Origin of the sequence: Cellulomonas fimi, from assembly GCF_028527925.1 — a bacterium.
Classification (GTDB): Bacteria; Actinomycetota; Actinomycetes; order Actinomycetales; family Cellulomonadaceae; genus Cellulomonas; species Cellulomonas fimi_C.
On record NZ_JAPESW010000150.1, the window covers coordinates 1 to 684 of the forward strand.

The 684-nt window shown below is 63.7% G+C and carries 1 protein-coding gene; it reads left to right on the top strand.

The features are described from left to right. Positions 1-29: 29 nt before the first annotated feature. A partial coding sequence (locus tag OMK64_RS21440; protein WP_272730144.1) for a TolC family protein occupies positions 30-684 on the top strand: 655 nt, incomplete at its 3' end.

A 684-nucleotide genomic window follows, 5' to 3' on the forward strand; every position in this document is an offset into this window, starting at 1 on the left:
GCCTAAGGCTTAACCCCCTGGTAGCGTTGATGCTGCTGGCGTTGCAGGGCTGCTCGATGGCGCCGACCTACAAGGTGCCGAGCGTTGATTTGCCGGCCGGCTACCGCGAACAGACCAGCGATGGCCCCTGGCACAGCGCGCAACCGTCCGATCAACTGGCCCCAGAATGGTGGACGCTCTACCACGATTCGCGACTGAATGACCTGCAACAGCAACTGCTCAAGGCCAACCCGGATTTGACGGCGGCGCTGGCGCACTTCGACGCATCCCAGGCCTATGCCAGCCAGTTGCATGCGGGGTTGTTCCCGCAGATCACCGCCAGTGCGCAGCCGTTGCGCCAGCGCCAATCGGACTCGCGGCCACTGCGGGGCGATACGCAGCCGTCGGTGTACAACAGCAATACGGCAGGGTTTTCACTGAGCTACGACCTGGACCTGTGGGGCAAAATCCGCAACCAGGTCGCGGCCGGCGATGCCCAAGCGCAGGCGTCCGGCGATGATTTGGCGGTGGCGCGCTTGAGCCTGCAACATCAGTTGGCGACGTTGTACGTGCAGCTCAACGGGTTGGATGCGCAGGCGCGGATTCTCAACCGTTCACTGGAGGATTTCGGCCAGGCGTTGCAGCTGACCCGTAGCCGGTATGAGGGGCAGATTGCTTCGGAGCTGGACCTCACGCGCGCGCAGA